Annotated in this window: 22 protein-coding genes and 4 pseudogenes; 2 read left to right on the forward strand and 24 right to left on the reverse strand. The window is 40.4% G+C overall.

Annotation, left to right across the window (positions count from 1 at the left end; genetic code table 11):
• The 17 genes and pseudogenes from ACMN7X_RS11715 to ACMN7X_RS11795 all read right to left on the reverse strand — a co-directional run bounded on the left by ACMN7X_RS11715 (position 1) and on the right by ACMN7X_RS11795 (position 11,151).
• Positions 1-420, reverse strand: a complete 420-nt coding sequence (locus ACMN7X_RS11715) for a hypothetical protein (protein ID WP_418747649.1) — start codon at positions 418-420, stop codon at positions 1-3.
• Between the two features lie 120 nt (positions 421-540).
• Positions 541-852 (reverse strand): annotated as a pseudogene (gene rhuM / locus ACMN7X_RS11720) (RhuM family protein); the annotation flags it as partial.
• Position 853: 1 nt separating this feature from the next.
• Positions 854-1,240: pseudogene (locus tag ACMN7X_RS11725) on the reverse strand (KilA-N domain-containing protein); the annotation flags it as partial.
• A gap of 32 nt (positions 1,241-1,272) precedes the next feature.
• A complete protein-coding gene (locus ACMN7X_RS11730) occupies positions 1,273-1,473 on the reverse strand; it encodes a hypothetical protein (RefSeq protein ID WP_418747650.1) in 201 nt (66 codons plus the stop codon).
• 39 nt (positions 1,474-1,512) lie between these two features.
• Positions 1,513-1,791 carry a RhuM family protein gene (rhuM, locus tag ACMN7X_RS11735; RefSeq protein WP_418747651.1) on the reverse strand — a complete coding sequence of 93 codons (279 nt, stop codon included), beginning with the start codon at positions 1,789-1,791 and terminating at the stop codon, positions 1,513-1,515.
• A complete protein-coding gene (locus ACMN7X_RS11740) occupies positions 1,788-2,864 on the reverse strand; it encodes a PDDEXK nuclease domain-containing protein (RefSeq protein ID WP_418747652.1) in 1,077 nt (358 codons plus the stop codon). Before ACMN7X_RS11740 ends, rhuM (ACMN7X_RS11735) begins: the two co-directional genes overlap by 4 nt.
• A gap of 144 nt (positions 2,865-3,008) precedes the next feature.
• Positions 3,009-3,246, reverse strand: a pseudogene (locus ACMN7X_RS11745) (23S rRNA (uracil-5-)-methyltransferase RumA); the annotation flags it as partial.
• A 146-nt stretch (positions 3,247-3,392) separates the two neighbouring features.
• A complete protein-coding gene (locus tag ACMN7X_RS11750; protein ID WP_418747653.1) occupies positions 3,393-5,159 on the reverse strand; it encodes a UvrD-helicase domain-containing protein in 1,767 nt (588 codons plus the stop codon).
• Position 5,160: 1 nt separating this feature from the next.
• A complete protein-coding gene (locus ACMN7X_RS11755; protein WP_418747654.1) occupies positions 5,161-7,152 on the reverse strand; it encodes an ATP-dependent nuclease in 1,992 nt (663 codons plus the stop codon).
• Between the two features lie 92 nt (positions 7,153-7,244).
• Positions 7,245-7,862: a hypothetical protein gene (locus tag ACMN7X_RS11760; protein WP_418747655.1), complete on the reverse strand. Its 618-nt coding sequence runs from the start codon at positions 7,860-7,862 to the stop codon at positions 7,245-7,247.
• Positions 7,863-7,873: 11 nt separating this feature from the next.
• Positions 7,874-8,290, reverse strand: coding sequence for a hypothetical protein (locus ACMN7X_RS11765; RefSeq protein WP_418747656.1), 417 nt, complete (start codon positions 8,288-8,290; stop codon positions 7,874-7,876).
• Positions 8,291-8,329: 39 nt separating this feature from the next.
• Positions 8,330-8,551, reverse strand: coding sequence for a helix-turn-helix domain-containing protein (locus ACMN7X_RS11770; protein ID WP_418747657.1), 222 nt, complete (start codon positions 8,549-8,551; stop codon positions 8,330-8,332).
• 137 nt (positions 8,552-8,688) lie between these two features.
• A pseudogene (locus ACMN7X_RS11775) lies at positions 8,689-10,260 on the reverse strand (recombinase family protein).
• On the reverse strand, positions 10,247-10,678 hold the full coding sequence (locus ACMN7X_RS11780) for a recombinase family protein (RefSeq protein WP_418747658.1): 432 nt from the start codon (positions 10,676-10,678) through the stop codon (positions 10,247-10,249). The pseudogene ACMN7X_RS11775 and the gene ACMN7X_RS11780 overlap by 14 nt, the downstream one beginning before the upstream one ends.
• The gene (locus ACMN7X_RS11785) at positions 10,679-10,840 is read right to left on the reverse strand and encodes a hypothetical protein (protein ID WP_418747659.1); all 162 of its coding nucleotides are present in this window, start codon (positions 10,838-10,840) and stop codon (positions 10,679-10,681) included.
• A complete protein-coding gene (locus ACMN7X_RS11790) occupies positions 10,828-11,004 on the reverse strand; it encodes a hypothetical protein (RefSeq protein WP_418747660.1) in 177 nt (58 codons plus the stop codon). Before ACMN7X_RS11790 ends, ACMN7X_RS11785 begins: the two co-directional genes overlap by 13 nt.
• A 24-nt stretch (positions 11,005-11,028) precedes the next feature.
• Entirely contained in the window at positions 11,029-11,151 is a 123-nt protein-coding gene (locus ACMN7X_RS11795) for a hypothetical protein (RefSeq protein ID WP_418747661.1), read from the reverse strand.
• A gap of 47 nt (positions 11,152-11,198) precedes the next feature.
• On the opposite strand from ACMN7X_RS11795, the gene ACMN7X_RS11800 reads away from it, so the two are divergent.
• The gene (locus ACMN7X_RS11800) at positions 11,199-11,504 is read left to right on the forward strand and encodes a type II toxin-antitoxin system RelB/DinJ family antitoxin (RefSeq protein WP_418747662.1); all 306 of its coding nucleotides are present in this window, start codon (positions 11,199-11,201) and stop codon (positions 11,502-11,504) included.
• Positions 11,501-11,833, forward strand: coding sequence for a type II toxin-antitoxin system RelE/ParE family toxin (locus ACMN7X_RS11805; protein ID WP_418747663.1), 333 nt, complete (start codon positions 11,501-11,503; stop codon positions 11,831-11,833). Before ACMN7X_RS11800 ends, ACMN7X_RS11805 begins: the two co-directional genes overlap by 4 nt.
• Positions 11,834-11,884: 51 nt before the next feature.
• Here the strand turns inward: ACMN7X_RS11805 and ACMN7X_RS11810 are convergent, their stop codons facing one another.
• The 7 genes from ACMN7X_RS11810 to pcrA form a co-directional block, all read right to left on the reverse strand.
• Complete coding sequence (locus tag ACMN7X_RS11810; protein WP_418747664.1) at positions 11,885-12,493, reverse strand: BtrH N-terminal domain-containing protein; 609 nt, start codon at positions 12,491-12,493, stop codon at positions 11,885-11,887.
• An 80-nt stretch (positions 12,494-12,573) separates the two neighbouring features.
• The gene (locus ACMN7X_RS11815) at positions 12,574-13,392 is read right to left on the reverse strand and encodes a MerR family transcriptional regulator (RefSeq protein ID WP_418747665.1); all 819 of its coding nucleotides are present in this window, start codon (positions 13,390-13,392) and stop codon (positions 12,574-12,576) included.
• Positions 13,393-13,520: 128 nt separating this feature from the next.
• Complete coding sequence (locus ACMN7X_RS11820) at positions 13,521-14,492, reverse strand: serine hydrolase domain-containing protein (RefSeq protein WP_418747666.1); 972 nt, start codon at positions 14,490-14,492, stop codon at positions 13,521-13,523.
• Positions 14,493-14,539: 47 nt separating this feature from the next.
• The gene (locus tag ACMN7X_RS11825; RefSeq protein WP_418747667.1) at positions 14,540-15,358 is read right to left on the reverse strand and encodes a MerR family transcriptional regulator; all 819 of its coding nucleotides are present in this window, start codon (positions 15,356-15,358) and stop codon (positions 14,540-14,542) included.
• A 338-nt stretch (positions 15,359-15,696) separates the two neighbouring features.
• On the reverse strand, positions 15,697-17,115 hold the full coding sequence (gene rlmD, locus ACMN7X_RS11830) for a 23S rRNA (uracil(1939)-C(5))-methyltransferase RlmD (RefSeq protein WP_418747668.1): 1,419 nt from the start codon (positions 17,113-17,115) through the stop codon (positions 15,697-15,699).
• 91 nt (positions 17,116-17,206) lie between these two features.
• Positions 17,207-17,548, reverse strand: coding sequence for a DUF4366 domain-containing protein (locus ACMN7X_RS11835; protein ID WP_418747669.1), 342 nt, complete (start codon positions 17,546-17,548; stop codon positions 17,207-17,209).
• Between the two features lie 91 nt (positions 17,549-17,639).
• The gene (gene pcrA, locus ACMN7X_RS11840) at positions 17,640-19,853 is read right to left on the reverse strand and encodes a DNA helicase PcrA (RefSeq protein ID WP_418747670.1); all 2,214 of its coding nucleotides are present in this window, start codon (positions 19,851-19,853) and stop codon (positions 17,640-17,642) included.
• Positions 19,854-19,863: the final 10 nt, after the last annotated feature.

Here is a 19,863-nt window from a genome sequence, read left to right on the forward strand (position 1 = left end):
TTACCACATCCTCCCCGCCAGCATCGTTAATCTGACAAATGTAAATACACTATCTTCCCCTATCGAAATTATCTCATCCAAATCCTCCAGAGATTTCTCATCCAGAAAAATCCGGTAAATCCCGTCCTCAAAGCATTGCAGCGCATTTTCCTGTGCCTTCCGTAAATCCGCCTTATGCTCCCCATAGTTCACACCAAAAGAAACCTTTCCTGCCGCAGCCCGGTCATCAATTTCATCCTTCGTCATATAAGATAAAAGATCTGAGGCTTCCATTCGTTGATTATATTCCTGCACGCCTGCCTCCGTAACCGCGCAAATCAACTCCCGAACCGTAGAAGGCCGGCCCTGAATTTCGTAACACACAGGTTTTACTGACTGCCTTCTCTTTCCCATTGATTTCAAATTTATCTGAATTTTCATATCTTTTCACCTGCCTTTTCATTGAGCGGCCGAATTTTAACATGATTATTATTGTTTATAATATAGATAGAAACACATTTTTCTGCTAATTTCTACTGTTTTTCTTCACTGTGTTGTGAATATTTTTAATTCCTTATCATTAAGATAATTCTTCGCAACACTTATATCTTTTAATACAGGGAAATCCCCAGAAAAACTCTTCAACCCCATAAAGGGCTGACTTGCATCGGCACGTTCATATATAACCTCTGCTGCTGTATGCCCATGTGCTGCATAGTGCAATTTGTTTTGCACCATTTTAAAAAGCGCAATAGATTCACTACTCTTTTGATCGTAATCAATACTTGTCGCATATAAATCAAGCACCTGCCGATACATAACCTTTTCAGATGAACGAATATCTCTTATACGATCTAATAACTCTTTCCAGTAAATTCAGTTTGGAAATTTCTCTGTTTAAATTCCACTTCAAAGATAACCGACTGTTCTCATCTGTCTTTAATCTCCTATAATCTTTCATAATATACAACTGGAATTCGGGTGAAATCCAAGTTGCAAAAGACATAGCAATATCACTATGAGCATATGTTCCACCATAACGTCCCGCTTTTGAAACAATGCCAATGGCATTCATCTGTGTAATCCACTTTGTCGGTGTCATAACAAACCGGTTCAACCCTGCCTCATTTTTAACCGCCTCGAATTGCACACGGTTAAAATCTGGATTGTGCAATTCTTCCCCAACACCTAAAAATTCTATTATGTTACGATTTCGCATCCAGTTTTGAATCACAAATCTTTGGTCATCTTCATTTCGATAGTGAGAGACTGTCTGACCAATTTACAATTCTTTCACTTCTCTTTGTTTGTTTCTATCATTTTCTTTACTGCCTTATCAAAATCAGATTCAATCGGCTGAGTTCTATTAAAAATATCATACTCACCATAAGCCTTTTCAAGTGCTTGTTTATGCGATATTTTCCCATTATCTCTGAGATTTTTATATTGTCTAAATTCAAGAAATGCATTAACGCTTTTTTCAAATTCATCCATAGTAAAAACATTCTCTCGCTCGAATAGAACAAACTCTTTCTAAAAGTTCTCTGAAATAATCTTTACCAAAAGCAGTTCCCCCTGCTTCAATCTTTCGTCATCCAGTGCAAAACCTTTTTGCATATATTCTTTCAGAATTTTTGTCGCCCATATTCTGAATTGAGTGGCCTTTTTTGAATTTACTCTATATCCAACCGATATAATCACATCAAAGTTATAATATTTAGTCTCAGATGTCTGTGTTTTCCCTTTGATTACACCATGCTGAGTGGTTGTTGCAATTTTTGCAACAACCACTTCCTCCAATTTTGCTGTCATTCCAATTCTCTTTCTATTTCCTCAATAGAAGGCAAACTACTCTGCAATTCCTCCGGCAAAGACTGTGTAAGTTGATTTTGCCATTCTGCAACACCAATAGGGTTCTGATAACCAGACAAAGAATATTCTACTACAGTTTTATTCTTACCCTTAACCAACAAAAGTCCGATTGTTGGTTTATCATCAGGATGGCACAATATATCATTTACTATATTCTGATACATATTTAACTGGCTAATAAATCCCGGTTCAAAATCGCAGGCTTTCAACTCTATCACAACATAGCAACGTAATTTTAAGTGATAAAACAAAAGATCTAAATAAAAATCCTGCCCTCCAACCTCTAAATGAACCTGTCGGCCAACAAATGCAAATCCCTGTCCTAATTCTAACAGGAAGCTTTGAATATGCTCTGTTAATTTCTGTTCTATTTCCACTTCACGTCTTGGCATATCAGTTCCCAAAAAATCAAACAGATAAGGATCTTTGAATATTTGGTTCGCCATATCAGAATCAAGCGGTGGCAGTGCCGTAGGAAAATTGTTGACTGTTTTTCCAGTACGTTCCATTAATCTGCTTTGTATCTGTAACTCAAGTATTGTTTTACTCCAACCATTCTCTATTGTTTTACTGGCATACCATATACGTTCTTCTTGAGTTTTTAATTTATCCATTAAAGTAATATTTGTCCGCCACGGTATTTGTGCAACGACCCGTTGCACAATTTCATAATCCAGCCAACACTCAGCAAATTTACGCATATACTTAATGTTACGTGGAGAAAAACCGGACATTTCTGGAAAAGCTGTTTTCAAGTCCTTTGACATACGATCAATAACCTTTGTGCCCCATCCTTCTTTCTCTTGCTTTTCCAAGACAGCTTTACCAATATTCCAGTACAGACAAATCATACTTGTATTGGCATTCATTACAACAGAAACTCTCTGTTTCCGAATTTCTTTTTTGATTTCTTCTATAAATTGCAAATAACTATCACTCATTTCAGAAAGATTTGGAGCAACCGGTAAAATTACCCCTTCTTTATCTTTTCCCATGTGCTTTCGTTTATCCATATATGCTCTCCTTTATCTATTCTCAACAATGTTAGCATCATTTGGAAAGTCTGTCATGTCAATTTCACCTTGAAACATTTCTTGAATTCGCACCTGTACTCGACGCATATTTATATTATTTGCCATCTTTCGTTTACACCTTCCTTACTGTATCATTTTAAAATGCTCCAACGCATCTCGTATCGCTTTTCCTTCTCTTCCGGACATTGTGGTTGCTTACTATCTTCCGACTTCGGCAAATTATAATTCTCCCCAACCTCTATTCCACATTTTCTTTTTACCTGTGAAATATATCGATTAGAAGCCTTCAGTCCATGCTCCTTTAACACATAATCCTGTCATCCGGTTTTTGTTGGGACAAAAGCACTACCGTCTCAACATGGCACGAGAGGACAGGAAGTACGTCTAATGCTCTGTCCGTTCTCGGAAACACATCAAAGGCATTTTTAGTGCTTTGTCCGTTTGCGGAAACATATCTATTCCTAGTGGTATCTTATAAACTTTCAAATGCAAATAATAAAATACAGTTTATGAACTGCTTTCTAAAACTTCATAATTCCACAATTCCTCTGGAAATCTTCCACAATTCCTTATTCCCTTGGTTTCCGGCATAGCAAGCATAAGCAATCTTCTAGGTCTAGTCATTGCCACATATGCCAAACGCATTAATTCCTGGTCAAGAGGCCCTTCCATAAGTAATTTTGGTGTAATTGTACTCCCTGTACGGCTTTTGACATAAATTAATACGGCATCATAAGATTCCCCCTTTACTCCATGAATTGAGGAACGGGTATATTTATCTTCTGTTCTCTTCTCAAAATATTTTCTTAATGGTATTTGTTTAAAATTTGGTGACTTTTTATCACTCTGCTTTATCTTGAAAATATCCTTCAATTTCTTATCTATTGATATTTCGTAACCATATCTGCCACACACTGAACAAAAGACAGCTGAAAAGTTTTTTACCCACTCTCCAATTTCTGTTTCAATATCGGGCATATCTATCAAGATATCTGATACATAATCTTTCCATGTATTTTCATCGGTACACTCCCGAATTTTCTGGCTCATCACATACTCATCTGCATCTTCATTGAAAATCATATTATATGATGCCTTTGATGCCTCTTGGTATGCCTTCTTCCTTGATCCAAACTTCCACTCATATGCCGCTTTAGCAAATAATTCTATTTCTTTACTTTTCCATAAACCTGATATATCTGTATCAGAATATATTCTCCCTCTAGTTAAAACCGCAACGTTCTTGGGCAATATCTCTATCCCCATCTTGATGCACTTATCAAGAAAATAATTGATAATTTCATCCTCTGAATTTTTCCTTGTCAATAACAAAACTGGTTTTTCCGTTTCGTCCTTCCAATCACCTATTGCATTATTACTACCATTCCCCTGCAAACTGGCAGAAAAAAATGAAGTAACATTACAGATATTCTGTGAGCTTCTAAAATTCCCCGTCAATTCTATAGTTTTCCAATTTGGATCGTCTAATTTCTGGAGCATACACTCTGGATTTGCATTTCTCCATTCATATATCGACTGATCTGGATCTCCCACTAAAAACATTGATTTCATTCTTGCATCACTTAGCAATTCAAAAACTGCCATCTGATTTATCGATGTATCTTGAACTTCGTCAATAATAATTACCGGAAACCTTTCCGCTATAGCAGCTGCTACTTCCGGATACTTCTTTAATATCTGATATGCGAATAATGCAGTCTCATTCTGAAAAACAATCCCCCTGTCTGACAACATCTTCTTATATTGCTGGCATGGAAGCATCCTCGCTTTTCTTCGGTCACAATTTACCTGCTCGTTTCCTTTATAAAGATTTTTATCAACTCCATAATAAAATTGTTCTATATTATCTACACACCCATTCTTATGACATTCTGACCGCCAATATTTGTACGGTATCTTCCAATTATCAGACAGTGCAATTCTTGGACGCACTTTACCAACAGTATGTAAATGACCATAACGCAGCACGATAAATTCATCAATAAAGCTATCCACTGTCCCAATAAAATGCGGATATCCTAGTTTACCCAAACTACCGTGAATTGATTGTACTTTTTCAAATATTTCATTACTTGCTACATTCGTAAATGATAATACTGCAACACCGCTGTGGTAATCCTTCCAGTGATCCACATAAGACAATAATTTCTGCGCAACAGTATATGTCTTCCCGCTCCCTGGGCAAGCCTTTATTACCACCCTACCCTCCGCGTCCAAGAATTCTTTTTGCTCTTCCGTTATTTTTTCTACCATGCTATTGCTCCGTCACACTATAAATTGCATTTTTCAAATAATCCGGGATAATGAACTCCCTCTGAATTTGTTCTCCTTTTTTTCTTAATTCATGTTGATCATTAATTACTTGACTTATATATTGTGCAACTGCTCCTTTACATTTATCTCTAGTTCTTATAAATAACCACACACATGCTGCTTTTTCGCTTAATTGGGACAACGATCCAACCTTTGTTTCCAGCTTGGGTCCCAGATCAGTATAACATGTTTTTAACGCTTCTATCATATGATAAACATTATCCTCACTACAGCATAATGCATACTCTAATGTTTTAAATGCTGTAAATATGTTAATCCCCGCGCCAGTGCATAATGCCGTCAAATCGTTACATCTATCCGAAGGTTTTCCATTTTGCAGATTTACGACAACTGTACTACTGATATCATCATAATCAAAATTTTTGTCAATATAATCTTCTTCATTCTTTTTAGCGCATCTGTCATCATCCGTAACAATAGACACTTTTGAAAAACAGGTCTTTACTTTATCAGATGATAAAAGCTTGACAAATGGTGTAAATGCAACACTATCTACATTGACCAATTCTACTGCATACTTTTCAAGAGGCCGATCCAATGCCTTTGCCATCGCAGGAAGTAAAATTGCTTCGCTAATTCCTTCTACAAATAAAATTCCTCGTGCAAAAAACATTTGTGACTTTGTGACATCTAAGTACCTCTGTAAATATTTTTTATTCTCCTCTGTTAAGTTTGTTTGAGAGAAGGGAAGGCAATATTTCTTATGTCCATAATCGTATAACAAATTAATATTTTCTATATCCATTTTGGAGGCCAGCGTGGGAGAATGCGATGTGTAAATAATCTGGATATTTCCATCATTTTTATTCGCATCTGATAAAAAATTATGTACCAATTCCTGTAGTTGCGGATGAAGATGAGCTTCTGGTTCCTCAACTAACAGAAGATTCTGATAAACTCCCCCCTTCTCAATAGCCATATCACCCAGTACTGCTGACATAAATAACAAATTATTATATCCCAAACCATTCTGATATAGTTCAAAAGATTTATTCGCAATTTCACGAACTCTATTTGCTACTTCCGTGTCAATCTCAGTTTCGCTGTCCAAAATAGAAATTTCAAAATATACACCTTTTGCGCTATCTTGTATTTTCTTCAAATCCATGTGGCTTTGAAAATATGAATGTGCTTTTTCATAAACGGAATCTTCCTTATTTATTAATATCCATTTAGGTTTAACCCATGCACGTAAGGAAGATGCGATTGAATCAAATCTCGGTTCTACTAAGCCAATATCAATCTGCTGATTTAAAAACTCCTGTTCAATTCTTGCAAGATTTTGATTTATTGTATTTCTCGTCTTTTTTAGCTGTTCTTTTTCCAATAAGTCATTATTAGCATTATTCAAAATCTGAACTAATTCTGCCCTGACCGCTTCTTCCGGAACCAAATTTCTAAGTAATTGTGCCAGTTTACTGTTTCTTGAAGGTTTCATCTCACTTTCCGAATCTCGTAGTGCCCCCAAGAAAACTACATCTATTGCCTCAAATGTATCTGAAGATAATTGATTTCCTTCTGTCCCAAATCCCCAATAAACTGACCGAACCTTTTCAGCTCCATTGGGAGCGATATATTTTTCGAACTTAATATGAAAATCCCCTCCCACCCCACTCTCACTTTGCGGATTCCATATTTCTATCATTCTACGAGGTACATCTTCCAAATACATATCAAATTGAGCGTAATCCGCCACTGTTCCATCTTCACTAACATGAAAATCCGACTTTGAAAAAAATATATCTTTTCTGTATGTCACGGTTGAATAAACAATCCTAAGTACATCTATTACAGAGGATTTACCAGAATTATTTTCTCCAATAATTGCATTCACGCCCTTATTAAAAATAAGTTCTATACCTGTTTCATCAAAGATTCTGAAATTTTTAATTATAAGTTTCTTTAGATACATACCGTTCTCCCTACCTATAATTCAAATAATTGATTGCGCATTCATAATATCGCTCTATAAATATTGTCAAAGTATCAACGTACTATCTCCCTTTATTTTTCTGATGCATACTTTATTTCTGAGCGAGTAATTTCTTTTACATTTATTAAAACCCATCTGGAATTATCATTATTATAATCCTGCTTTGGAATATATCTTCCATTTTCCTTGACATATCTTCTATATCCACTTAAACATATCGCTTGTTCTTTTTCCGGATCAGATTCCCGATATCTTAGACTGCCTTCATACATAATATCTTTATCGTCTAAAAACACCTTCAGTACTATACCCTTTTTTTCTTTATCTCTGTATTGTATATAATCCCATACCGTATCCTCCAAAGTTGTATTAAATCCTATTTTATTTAATACCTTTTCCGCAAAATATGATCTACTAATCCAATGCCATATAACCGGTAGTAAAATAGAAACTATCAGTAAGATTACATAGTCTTTATTTGAAAATTGAGATACAGCTGTTTTGAAAAAGAATTTATATAGCAATATATATACATAACTGACAACCACGCTAATACCAAGTGTTGACTTATTTAATTTAGTTCCTCTGGCCTTGGCAAAATGATGTGTCAGGATAGTAACAAAACCTGGATAAATATACACAAAATACTGTTCTAACAATTCAAGAACTTCTTTAACAATTTCCACCATGATAACTCCTTTCACTCATCTACGGGTGGCAATCCATCTCCAGTTGCAGGACTTGTAGCTCCTCCTCCAACTATACTTGCCTTTACAATCGTTCCCCTTACAACTTTTTTGCCATCTGTAACTAATATTTTTGAGTTAATCAAACTATTCGGTGTTTTAAAGGGAGAAGTTATTCTTACTACCTCCCATTCTGGAGCCTTGCTTTTACTAATAATTCTATATGCGCCAATCTTTCTCACGCATTTCCCGTTTATTCTTTTTGGAACTCCAATCTCAACAACGGATGCTGTACAAGTTATTGTATTCCCCTGTATTTCCGGAACTTGTATTTCTAAGTAACAGGTTTTTCTTTTGTTTATATATTTATTTGAATTCAACTTCATAGATCTTGTCTTGCTATAATATTTTTTCTTTTTCCTCCGTTGCATATCTGTTCTCCTTTAAACACTTCATTTGCACACATCATTTCAATTTTCCAGATATATCTTGTATCCATTTGCTAATGTAAAACTCTGCTCAAACGTAACCCCAAGTACATCTGCAATAGCGATCATTTCCTCCACACTGACAGTCCCACGCTGTAACTTCTTATTAAAATTCTGTGGTGACTGCCCAATTCTCCGGGCAAGTTCTGAAATACTGATATTCATTTTTTCACAAAGTTCCCGAATCATATCAGATGTTGTCATTTTCACTCCTCCATACATTTCCATTATAAACCACATGGTTGCTAAATACAATCTATCATTCCTTTATTCTATATATATTTCCCCACAAAAAATACATCCTACAAGTTCGTTTGAACTCGCAGGATACCAACACACACCTATTTTTCCACATCTACCGTCATCCCTGATTTGAATTCCACCTCAAATCTCTGATCGTAGACCATGACCTTTTCAATCAACTTCCGCACAAGTTGCTCGTCATATTCTGACACCTCCGTAGTCTGACTGGTTAAAAATTCCCGCATCTCAGCAATCCGCTTTTTCAATCCTTCCCGCTCAGCACTCTCTGTCAGTGCCTTCTGTTTCAGTTCCCGCAGGCGGTCTATCTCATCTGCCACGCTGTTATAATCCTTTTTGGAATTTGCCAATCTCAGCAGCTCCTTTTGCAGTTCCTCCAACCTGGCATTGATTCCCTCCGCCGAGGTTTCATCTTCCTGCCGGATGACCGCCTCAATATTTCCCTGCAGTGCTGTCATCATGCTGTCCCGATTGCCAAGTGCAAGGTTGATGGCTTTTACCACTGCCGCCTGCAGGTCTGATTCCTGGATGGTCGGCGCATCGCACCTTCCAGGGCCATGCTCCACACGGGTACAGCATCGCCAAACTGTGGAATGCTTTCCGCGATTATTCCATGCAATTCTCCGGTAAATGTCACCGCACTTTGGGCAATAGACAATACTGGATAAAGCGTACTTACTGCTGTACACCCGCTTCTTTCGTTTCGCCCCGCTGTGGAGATTTGCCCGCCGCACCATCTCCTCCTGCACCTGCATATAAAGGTCACGGGAAATGATAGGCTCATGGCTGTTCTCCACATAATACTGTGGAACAATACCGTTATTCTGTACCCGCTTTTTATTGAGGAAATCCACCGTATAGGTTTTCTATAAAAGCGCATCCCCGATGTACTTCTCATTCCGCAGGATTTTTTGCAGAGTGGTCGGACGCCATTTTGCTTTGCCCGCCGCCGTCAGGATACCGTCTGCCTCAAGTCCTCACGCAATCTGGAGCAGACTGCCACCTTCCAAATACTCCCGGTAAATTCACTTTACCACCTCCGCCTCGGTCGGTTCAATAATCAGATGCCCTTCCTCATCCTTCGTGTATCCGAGGAAGCAATTATGATTCACCTGCACCTCTCCATTCTGGTATCGGTACTGCAAGCCCAGCTTGATGTTCTGACTTAATGACTGGCTTTCCTGTTGGGCAAGGCTCGCCATGATGGTCAGCAGCACCTCGCCTTTGGAATCCATCGTGTTGATGTTCTCTTTCTCAAAGAAAACCGGAATGTTCTTTTCCTTCAATTCCCGTATATATTTCAGGCAGTCCAGCGTGTTTCTTGCAAAACGGCTGATAGATTTCGTAATGATCATATCGATCTTTCCCGCCATGTAGTCCTCAATCATGCGATTAAATTCACTGCGCTTTTTCGTATTACAGCCACTGATTCCATCATCTGCGAATATGCCTGCCAACTCCCACTCCGGATTTTTCTGAATAAACTGCGTGTAATGCTCCACCTGGACCTCATAGCTGCTTGCCTGTTCATCGCTGTCCGTGGAAACACGGCAGTAGGCGGCTACCTTCAATTTGGGCTTTGCTTCGGCCGTCACCGTGTTGCCCACCCTTTTCCGCGCAGGGATTACTGTAATATTCTTACTTAGCTCCATCTGTTCCCACCTCACTCTCTATCAGGCTGTAAGCATAAGCTGCCTGTTCAAAAGGATCATCATAGATTTGTTTTACTGCAGGAATGGCAAACCTTGTCGGAAATTCTGCTTCCGTTTTTGTTTCCAGTTCTCTTACACGTCCAAGCGCCTTTGCACGGCTCATCCGCACTTCCTCTGCCTTATCAAAAGTCTCCCGGTCAATGATTGCCGGATAATAATCATCTCCGAGATATTTTTCATTCCGCAGTATCCGCCTGGCGCTGCCATGATAAAGATTCAGTCTCACCTTTTTCGCCGCTGACATAAGCGCCAGACCGGAAATATAATAGTCAAAGAATTTCCGTACCATTGCCGCTTCTTCCTCATCTATAACAGCTATGCCATTCTCGATTTTGTATCCGTATAGTATGTGTCTCATTTAGTCCACCAGCCTTTCCCTCAGGCACAGCCCGCATTCCAATTCAAAGACAGCCTCATTCCTTGAAAGGGCCATAACCTTATCCACATATTCGAGGAAAGCTCCATCATCAAATTCTGTCAGCATGGTTCCCTTCGATACAAAGCGGATCAGCTTCTGCAATTCCTCTGCCTTTGCATATCTCCATTGACGGAACGGATCAGGCTGTCTTTTTCCTGCCGCAGTGTTTCGACTTCCGCAGCCAGGGCATTATTTTCCTTATTAAAAAGAGCAGGTTCCAGATAGTCGCCTGCCATAAGGTTTGTCAGCACCTGCCTCTGCTCCATGTTCTTTTCAATCTGCGTCTCCAGCTACTGTTCCGGCACAATGACCATCTTCCCATCCACATTATCATATCCGAACGGAGGATAGGAATCCCTCACCTCCAATTGTTTTATTAAAAATTTTCTCTTTTTGCTTGCAATCGCTTGCATTTATCTCTCCTTCTGGGTATAATAAAGAAAAAAGGAGAGTGATACACATGGCAAATACATCAGCCGTTTATGCCCGTATTGATACAGGCCTAAAAGAGAATGCGGAAAGCATCCTTTCCCAGCTCGGCATTTCCCCATCCAGTGCGATTCAAATGCTCTACAGTCAGATCGTACTAAAGAAAGGAATTCCTTTTGACCTCCGTCTCCCATCAGAGAAACCAACCGCCATCGGCGGCATGAGCCGTGCGCAGTTAGATGCTGAACTGATGAAAGGCGTAGAATCCATACAGTCTGGCAAAACCTACACAGCAGATGAAGTGGACGCTGAGCTTGCACGGGAGTTTGGCATATGAGCGCCACTTATTCCGTCATTTATTCTCCAGCGGCGCTTGATGACCTGAGAGAACTCTACGCCTACATTGCCTTTACCCTTCTCGTACCAGAAACCGCTGAAGGGCAAGTTAACCGCATACGAAAAGAAATACGTTCGCTTGATTTCATGCCCTCGCGGTATGCTCGTGTAGAATGGGAGCCGTGGCGGAGCATGAAAATGCACCGTCTCCCCGTAGACAATTTCGTTGTTTATTACACCGTTGATGACGACACCCTCATAGTCACCGTAATCCGTATTTTTTACGGTAGCCGGGATGTAGAGGGAATCATAAATGCCGAAACAGACTAACTCACAGAAAAGGAACAGCCATTCACCGCTGTTCCTTTTCTGTGCTAAAATTTATCGAAATTTTGCCATTCCCTTTTGTACAATCCGCGAAATGTTTGTTTCCGGTGATTTCATCTTAATTCCAAAATATGTATTTTTCCTGCTGATGCCAATATAACTTTTTGCCCATGCCTGTTCAAGATTTGAAACCGGAACCGCCTGAATTCCTTCTTTGGAATTATCGTGGATATATGCATTCTTATCATCGTACCCAACCATCAAAACTACGTGTCCCGGTATGTGCTGTTTCTGATAAAATTTCTGTTGATACGGCAGATAAAACATATCAAGGCCAAAAAGTATTGTCGGTATCTCCTGATCCAACAACTCACATATTTCGCTCCAGGTTGTACGGAAGCATTTCCCCTCTCCAGATATTATTTCATATCCGATAAGCTCTTTCCAGAATTCATATTCCCGTTTTCCAATGCTGCCCTGGCCTAAGAAAATCATTTTAGGTACATCAGCCCGTTTCTGGGAGATCATCTGAAAACCTGCCTTTGCATAAAAAATAAGTTCTTCCGGTATCCGGCTTCCGGTTTTCCATTCGTAAACATCGCATAATCCATTCACCGGACATAAATAGTCAGCCATTTGATGCGGTAATTCCAATCTTTTCATTCTCCAGCCTCCTTTGCGACCTCCACTATAAGCCCTCGCATAGTCTGAGAGTCAAGAGCCTATCCAGAAAAATTCCGGTATCAAATTAGGCGGACCGGGAAACATACCTCTGTAACCATCTCATCTTCCAACTGCTCTGTCTCCGGCGATATATGGTATATATTAAAATGGTTTCCATCCAACTTATACCGGTTATCCCCAATCCAGCGAATGATTTCCTCATTTGCCTGCGGCAGTAACTCATACCTTCCTTTGAATGTGAGTGATGCGTCAGTGATTTCTTCAACCTTTTTGTACTTCATAATATCTGTATCACAGTATTTTCCAATGACCGCTTGTTGAATCTCTACATCTAAATCCTTCTCCTGAAATCCCTCATCATGGAAAACTGCGATATTCCACGCCGGATTCGCAAATTGGATTTTTTGTCTTTTTCTTTCCTGCGCCAGCCTTTCCCAAAGCCCTGCTTCCTTGTCAGGCGTTTCGATAATTCCCCTCACACTGATCACATAATGAGCAGGGATTCTTTTGAGTGCTACGCTATACAGCGGGATATCCGAAGCATGGTTCAGATTGGCTATCGTTGTTTCAAGCAGATTCAATTGCTTCTGCATATGCTCTATCTTTTCTTTCTGCTCTATGGCCTGAAGCTCAAGATAGGTTTTTAACCCTGCGTTGTCCGCATATTTTGTTAATATCTCCTTAATCAAATTCAGACTCAGGCCCATGCTTTTCAATGCCTGTATCTTCCCTGCAATTGGCAATTGCCGTTCACTGTAATATCTGTACCCCGTAAACTCATCTACCTGCTCTGGAATCAACAGGCCAATTTCATCATAATGCCTCAACATATAGATGCTGATTTGAGACAGGACTGAAAATTCTCCTATTTTCAACAAAGGAACCACCTCCTGTTCTTCATTATAAACCTTCACATTATACGAGAGTCAAGCGGCTCCCGTACTTTGGTAGGTGACACTATAAATCCGCCGTTGGCATAAAGTCAACTGGAAATTCCGCATTCAGGCTATCTAAATATTGGCTCTATATCTGTTTTGACTAAATCTATCCTATCCTTCGCCTTTGGAATAAAAAGTGCAGCGGATGCCACAACTATTTTATCTCTTGTATTCACATAAATGATATTTCCTCCATCCCCCATCGCTGCATAACCACCTTCATTCACCCACCATAAATATCCATACGGTAAATCATGGTTCTTCCATCGGCTATGCTCTCTCGTACTTTCTTCCACCCACTTTTCTGATACAATTTGTTTTCCGCTCCATAGACCTTTATTCAAATATAGCTGACCAATTTTTGCCATATCCATAGGGGAAAGCGTAAGTCCCCAGCCTGCTGTATGAATCCCCAAGGAATCTCTGACCCATCCACTGGTATCTATAGATTCATTAAATGCCAGTTGTTCTTCCTTGTTTTCGAACACCAAATCCCCTTTTATATGAATTTCTAATGGGGAAAATAAATTTTCATCTGCAAACTCAAATACCGACTGCCCTGTTGCTTTTACTAATATTCCTGAAAGAATATCCGGACCAATCAGAGGCGCGTATCGAAATGTTCCGATCTTTCCCCGGCCCCCTAGCAGGTCCAGAGAGAATTTCACCCAATCCTCACTAGTGAAATATTTCACATACGGAGGAAAAAAACGATACTTATAAGGCGCTGTCATTGTCAGCATATCCTTGACTGTGATATTTTGAATAGTATTTTCTCTCTTCTTTACTATGTATTCCGGGAAAAAATCCAGCACTTTCTGATCAATACTTTGGATATAACCTTTATCTACTGCAATCCCAATCAGTATTGAAATAATACTTTTCGTTACAGAATAAACATGAACCTGGCTTTCTCTTGTACATCCCTTGAAATATTTTTCATATACCAATTTTCCTTCTTTTAATACCACCACACCTGTGGTATTTCCATAATCAGTGTTGATCTTATGTTCAAGTTCCCTAATGCTTTTCTGATCCATAGTATCTCCTTTACTTTAGTAAATTTGCGAACGCATTTATTTCCTTCTTATTTTTTTACTGGATAGTAAACCTCTGTAATGAGTTCGCTCTCCTGCAAAACCTCCGAAAGACTTGTTACATAAACTTCATAAAGTGCATTACAATTTTCGTACCCTTCTTTTTCTGCCCACTCAATTTGCTTCGCATAAACAGAAGAGAGCTGCGAATAGGAACCATGCACAACGGTTTTCAGACAAAGTCCGGGAGAAAAGTCCCTTGTTCCCGTTGCATACTCTTTGACTGGAACAGCAAATTCTGTATCCAACCCAAATGGACTATATTCATCACTATGGAACAAAACCATTGGCGGAGCAGATTCTGTAAGGCACTTTTCCTTCATTTTCTTAAACAGCTTCCCAAAACAATACCCATACTCATCAGGAAAATCCTGTTCCTGAATCATCTTTCGGATGGACAGAAGATACATCTTTGGCACCTCCACCAGTTCTATGCCAATATCCTCCATATACGACATGATCGACTTTCCCTTTCTTAAGGCAGACATATCAGCATCTATCTGCTCCAACGTATTTCTATACATCATCACTTGCATTGAAATCTCTTTTTTCTTTTTATTAAGAGCCGCATATAGCTTGTCATCCATTACCTCCTCCGGCTCAAGAATTGCCTTAATCTCTTCCAAAGAAAAATGATATGCTTTCAGCCGATTAATAAACAGCATCGTCTCCAACTGTTTAATAGAATAATACCGATAACCATTTTCCGGATTAGTTTCTTCTGGAAGTATCAATCCTATTTCCGCGTAGTATCGAAGCGTTTTTGTAGATACCCGGCATATACTCGAAAATTCTCCAATCGTCAACATATAACAGACCTCCTTCTGGTACCAGTATAAACTTTGCCCCAGGGGAAAAGTCAACGGCACTTTTCATGCTTAGTTTCAAGGTAGTAGCATATTAATCGAATATAAAAAGAATTGCAAGCTTTATCTGATTTAACAATCCTGTCAACTCGACACCCCTTTTATCAATCTTGTCTCCACAACATACCCGATATCTATCCTGTCTCCACAACTCTCCGCCATTTTTTACAGTAGACCAGTTCCCACAGACTTCCCAAACGCAAAAAATCCGGGAATTGAAACTGCCATCCAAACAGTCCCAACTCCCGGAAATCCCTTGTTTTCTACACTTTTTCAGTTCTTTATTTCTCTACCCGTGACATCAACACGACCGTCTCAACATGAACGGTCGCCGGGAACATGTCCACGCACTGCACCCGCTCCACCCGGTAACCGCCGGCGAGCAAAGCCTCCAGATCTCTGGCAAGGCTGGACGGCTTGCAGGAAATATAGACCATCTTGGGCACCTGATAATGAATAATTTTCTCCAGCGCTTTCGGATGGATACCGTCTCTTGGCGGGTCAAGGACAATGAAATCCGGTTTTTCTTCCACATCATCAAGAACTTTCAGAACATCACCGGCAATAAATTCGCAGTTATCCAGATGATTGAGCACGGCGTTTTCTCTGGCGGCCTCCACGGCCTCCTCAACAATTTCCACGCCAATGACTTTTTTAGACACATCCGCAAGAATCTGGGCAATTGTCCCGGTGCCGCTGTACAGATCAAACACGGTCATATCCTTTGTGCTGCCAATGTAATTTCGTGCCGCCGAATAAAGGACTTCCGCGCCGAGGGAATTAGTTTGAAAGAAGGAAAAGGGCGTGATCTTAAATTTTAATCCGAGAATCGTCTCATAAAAATAATCTTTTCCATAGAGAATTCGGGTTTCATCGCTCTGAACCACATCGGCAAGGGAATCATTGATAATATGAAGGATTCCTGTGATATGACCCTCCAAATCCAGGTTTAAAAGGCGATGAACCAGCTCGCCAAATTCATGCTCCGTCTGACCGGAGGTCACCAGATTGACAAGGATTTCCCCCGTTGTCTGGGCCCGGCGCACGAGCAAATGCCGAAGATAACCCTGATGGCTCATTTTCCGATAATAACTGAGGTTGTTTTCCTGACAGTATTCCAGAACACAGGTAAGAATTTTTGTAAAATCTTCATGGACAATTTTGCAGTCCGCCGTCGTCAATACATCATAGGTACTGCCCTTTTTATGCAATCCGAGTGTTAACGGTCCATCCTTGACGGCATCCCCAAAGGAAAATTCCATTTTGTTGCGATAACCAAATTCCAGGGGGCTGCCCTGTATCCCTTCAAATATATAATCCGCCTCATTTGGAGCATCCGGCTTCACCTGTCCGCCCTGGATCAATGCGTCCTCAATCAGGGCACGAACCTGTCCGGCCTTCATCGCAAGCTGATCTTTATAGGACATTGTCTGATACATACAGCCGCCGCAGGCCGGAAATTCTTCGCACACCGGCTGCCGTGTTTCTTTTTCCGATTTTTGAAGCACTTCTAAAAGCCGCCCTTCGCAGCGATTTTTCCTCTTTTTATTAATCTGAAACCGAACTCTCTGTCCCGGCATACCGTTTTTAACGATAACTCGAACCATTTCCTCCGCTGCTTCGTCTTTCACCCACACAATTCCCTTATTCGGGAATTCAATATTTTCAATGATCCCTTCGAAAATCTCACCCTTTTTCATGATTTCACATATCCTTTTTTAATTTATGAAGTAAAAAAGGGATGCTGAATCTGGATTCAACATCCCCCATTTTGCTGGTATCAATTAATTATTATTCTGCATCCTCTGCCGCTTCTTCAACAGGTTCTTCAGCCTTTTCTTCTTCATCGACAAAGTCTTCGGCCTCGTCCTCAAAATCTTCGAAATCATCTTCAAAGTCATCATCGAAATCATCAAAGTCATCAAAATCATCCATGTTGTCTTTGGAGAGATATTTATACACTGCAAAAGCAACCACTGCGAGAATAACTGCTCCGATCAGAGCGATCCCCCATTTGCAGATACATTTTTTCTTTTCTTCTTCCTCTTTTTTCTGGAGAAGATCGCCAACCTTTACCATATTCTTTAATTCTTCAAGTTTAACTGCACTTACAATGTCTTCTATACGATTCATTTTCCATTCCGTCCTTTCAAAAAAATATTTACATATAGTATACCACTATTCCTCTGAAATTACCATCATAAATTTGGTAAATTTAGTCCGTTTAATCCATCAATTTTAACTTTGCAAAACTGGCGAACATTTTTTTAACACCGGATTTTTCAAAGTCCACTGTCACTTCATAATCCCTGCCGCCATCCACAATGTTGATGACTGTTCCAACGCCAAATTTCACATGCCGCACCATATCTCCCACCGTATAATCCAGCGCGGACGCTTTATTCACCTCAAAGGCTTTTCCGTAAGAAGTTACTTTCTTTGCCGCCTGTTTCCTGGAAAAATCCGAAGGCCGCTGAATATGCGACTCCTGTTTCTTTTTTTCCGGCTTAGCGCCCAAATCAAAAAGTTCCGGCGTGATTTCCCGAACAAAACGCGAGATCATATTAAACTGGGTAGACCCCCGAACCATACGGCTTTTTGCAAATGTCATGGTCAGTTTCTTTTTAGCCCTGGTAATTCCCACATAGCAGAGACGCCGTTCCTCCTCGATCTCCTCCGGGTCATCATTGACGATCGTCATATAGCTCGGAAATAATCCGTCCTCCATACCGCACATATAAACATAAGGGAATTCCAGGCCCTTGGCGCTGTGGAGCGTCATCAGCATCACATAATCTTCCGCTTCATTTAAACTGTCGATATCTGAAACAAGGGCCACATTTTCAAGGAAACCGCTCAATGTCGGTTCTTCTTCCTCCTCCTCATAGGCGACAATTTTGTTCATCAATTCATCGATATTCTCGATACGCCCCTGGGCTACCTCCGAGTCTTCCGCTTCCAGTTCCTTAATATACCCCGTCTCTTCCAGAATATTCGTCAAAAGCTCCGCAAGGGTGATATATTCACTCTGGGCCCGGAACACTTCAATCATATTCACAAAGCCCTTGATCTTCTCCGCAGCCTTCCCGATTTTCGGTATATCCTCGCAACATTCCAGGGCGTCAAAAAGGCTCATTTCCCTCGCCTCACCATATTCCAGAGCGCGATTCATCGTGGTCAGACCAATCCCCCGTTTCGGCACATTGATGATCCTTCGAACAGCCAGATCATCCCGGCCATTATCAATCGTTTTCAAATAGGCCAGAATGTCTTTGATCTCCCGGCGCTGATAGAAGTTGACGCCGCCCACGATCTTATAAGGAATACTCCGGGCCACAAATTTTTCTTCCAGCACACGGGACTGGGCATTGGTTCGATAAAGAATCGCATAGTCATTATAATGGGCCTTACCCCGGGATACATTCCGCGCAATCTCATCCACCACCTGATAAGCCTCGTCATATTCATTCAGATATTGATGAAAGGCAATTTTCTCGCCGACTTCATTGGCCGTCCAAAGGGTTTTCTCCTTACGCCCCTTATTGTGGCGGATCACCGAGTTGGCCGCATCCAGGATTGTCTGAGTTGAGCGGTAATTCTGCTCCAGTTTAATAACTTTTGCATCCGGAAACTCCTTCTCAAAATTCAGGATATTATAAATATTGGCCCCGCGAAACTTATAAATAGACTGGTCGTCATCCCCGACAACGCAGAGATTCCGATATTTTCCTGCCAGCAGACTAACCAGGCGGAACTGAACCGTGTTTGTATCCTGATACTCATCCACCATTATGTATTTGAACCGCTCCTGATAATAATTCAGGACATCTTCATTATTTCTAAGAACTTCCACCGTCTTTACAAGCAGGTCATCAAAATCCATCGCATTATTTTTATAGAGAACCTTCTCATACTCGTCATACACATCGGCAATTCTTTTTTTAGCAAAATCTCCGGCCGAATTCATGGCATATTCCTTCGCATTGATCATTTCATTTTTAGCGGAAGAAATCGCGGACATGATCGTCCGCTCTTTATAAATCTTCGTGTCAATATTCAGACGCTTGCAAATTTCCTTAACTACACTTTTCTGATCATCCGTATCGTAAATAACGAAATTGCGTTCATAGCCTAAATGGTCGGCAAAACGCCGCAGTATACGCACACAGGCCGAATGGAAGGTACTCACCCAAATCTGCTCGGAGCCGAAACCGACAATATCGTCCACCCTCTCCCGCATTTCCCCGGCGGCCTTATTTGTAAAGGTGATTGCCAGAATATTCCACGGATTTACTTTTTTTTCATCAATTAAATAGGCAATACGATGGGTCAGCACACGGGTTTTCCCTGAACCGGCGCCGGCCAGTATAAGCAAAGGTCCCTCCGTGTGATAAACGGCCTCCTGCTGCATTGGATTTAATGTTTCATAAATACTCATTTAAAATAAC

The sequence above is a fragment of the Frisingicoccus sp. genome (genome assembly GCF_048388605.1).
Classification (GTDB): domain Bacteria; phylum Bacillota; class Clostridia; order Lachnospirales; family Lachnospiraceae; genus Frisingicoccus.